The 1,934-nt window shown below is 51.9% G+C and carries 3 protein-coding genes; all 3 read right to left on the bottom strand.

Going from position 1 to position 1,934, the window contains the following annotated elements; translation table 11 throughout:
- Positions 1-260: DUF4262 domain-containing protein (locus ACOI1H_RS25230; protein WP_422441036.1), on the bottom strand; the 260-nt coding region annotated here is incomplete at its 3' end.
- Positions 257-673, bottom strand: coding sequence for a hypothetical protein (locus ACOI1H_RS25225; protein WP_422441034.1), 417 nt, complete (start codon positions 671-673; stop codon positions 257-259). The genes ACOI1H_RS25230 and ACOI1H_RS25225, both read right to left, overlap by 4 nt.
- A 53-nt stretch (positions 674-726) precedes the next feature.
- Positions 727-1,533, bottom strand: a complete 807-nt coding sequence (locus ACOI1H_RS25220; protein ID WP_422441032.1) for a hypothetical protein — start codon at positions 1,531-1,533, stop codon at positions 727-729.
- Positions 1,534-1,934 lie beyond the last annotated feature (401 nt).

Raw genomic sequence — 1,934 nt, 5'->3', positions numbered from 1 at the left:
GATGCCCGGCCACCTCTTGAGGGGATATGAATGTCCTTGTTGCGAAGTCCAGTTGCCACGTCAGATATGATTTGATGGGCAAGGTGTGGGTCGAAGCCTATCAGAACCACCTCAGGATGGGAGAAAGTTTCCTCAAAAGCTACGGAATATGTAAACGTCGGCTCTTCAGGTCCTGCATGAACTGATATTGCTGTCCAGCCGTGCTGCTCGACTTTTCCGCTTACAGCAGACTCGATACTTTGCTTGATGTTGCCGGTCATCTTTTGTGCCTTTCCTGGAAAAGCCTTGTTTGATTCTTCAGGTAGGTGAGGTTATCTACTGACTTGATCTCTATCCAACCTTGGGGCGCGCAGGCCCATGCGCAACCTGTCTTGATGACCTGAATGATATCACCGACGCTCGTGGATCGCACAGGCGTGTCGACCGCCCGCACACTGTCATTCTCCGTCCAATCGGAATCTATGTGATTGGAGTCTCTGAAGACCGCATCGATGCTATCGGCTGAGATAATTGCGACGATGCTATAGAGATCATGATCGAGTGCATCATCGACTTGACCCGATAGCATCGCCTTGGTCAATGCGTCTGCGAAGTCCGAACTTCGATGCCCGTCATTCACGCTTTGCAGCTGGTCGTCGGTGGGTCGCGTGTGAAAGACTGAGTATTCGGTCAAGACATATCCTCTTCAGGCGTCTTGTTGGTTACCACTCAGATGACCATCGCTTGTCAATTCTTTTGTGTGAAAGATTGCTGTGATCTCGCATGCGAAAGGTCGACTTCGGATTGCTGTAAGGCTGTAATGAGACGCCGCTCGCGTGCCATGGACTCTTTCAGCTCTCTTCGGTCCTCATGTGAAATATGAACCGCTTGCAATGCTCTTTTTTCAAGGGCTGCGTTTTCGCGCTCTAACCTCGAGCATTTGCTTTCAAGATCTTCTATCCTGTCCCGATCGGATCGTGTGTCGATACGGAGCTGCTTGGTTTGCTGTATCGCTGCTCTTGCCCTCGCCTCTAGCCGGGCGATGTGCTCGGACATCTTCGCAACACGGTCTTCGAATTCCGCTTCTCGCTTTGCTTCTCGTTCAACGACCTGCGCCTGGTATGCTGTCAGTCGATCCTCCTCTTCTGCGAGCATATCAACCGCGCGATTGAAATCATCTCCTTCCATGATGTCTACTCGGGACGACTCTGGATCATCTTCAATAAGATTTTGCAGGACCATAGGTAGCTCAGTTGTGAGGCCGGCCTGGATGATTTCTTCATCGCTTTTGAAGAATTTTTCGGCGCGGTCGCGGGCGGATAGTCCTGCGTGCTGCTCTTTTCGATTTCTGTTTTTATCCAGAATGACCGGGATACTCAGGCTTTCAGCAAGATGGTAAATTGGCTTTGTTGCGCATCCGAGGTGACGGGCTTGGGCGCGGATTTGAAGATCCGTGATCTGCCCCTTTCCCTTCATGATTGTCGCCAATGCTCTGTTTTCGTCAGGGGTCAGGCTGTATCGTGTTGGAGACCGATGCTCTTTGGTGTGCAACATAATTCTTCCTCGATGATGGCGACCGTTTCAACGAGGCCGTGCCGCGGAATTTGATAACTCAACGCGTGCTCAGCAAGATTTCGACCGGCCTCTCCCATAGGTCTAACATTGTATTGGAGTGAGGCAAGGTGCTCAGACATGATTATCTGTTAATTCTTTCGTTTTGCGGAAATCCGCAGACCCGTGATGCTGCATCGTCGCGCGCTCACGGATCTGCGGTGAATCAACACTCCCATTATCCGCCGCAGGCGGCTCCCCATATTGGTTGCGCCGTCATCGCACTGAGGTTGGCGAAGTTGCTCGGACTTGACGTTTGCTGTGGCACACACCATGCGGCGAGGCTTTGGGCGAAGTTCGGTGTGCCGTAGAACATTTGTGAAAGCGAGCTGCGTGCCGTTGTC

Origin of the sequence: Loktanella sp. DJP18, assembly GCF_049310965.1 — a bacterium.
Lineage (GTDB): Bacteria > Pseudomonadota > Alphaproteobacteria > Rhodobacterales > Rhodobacteraceae > Loktanella.
This window is presented reverse-complemented; position numbering and strand designations above follow the sequence as displayed.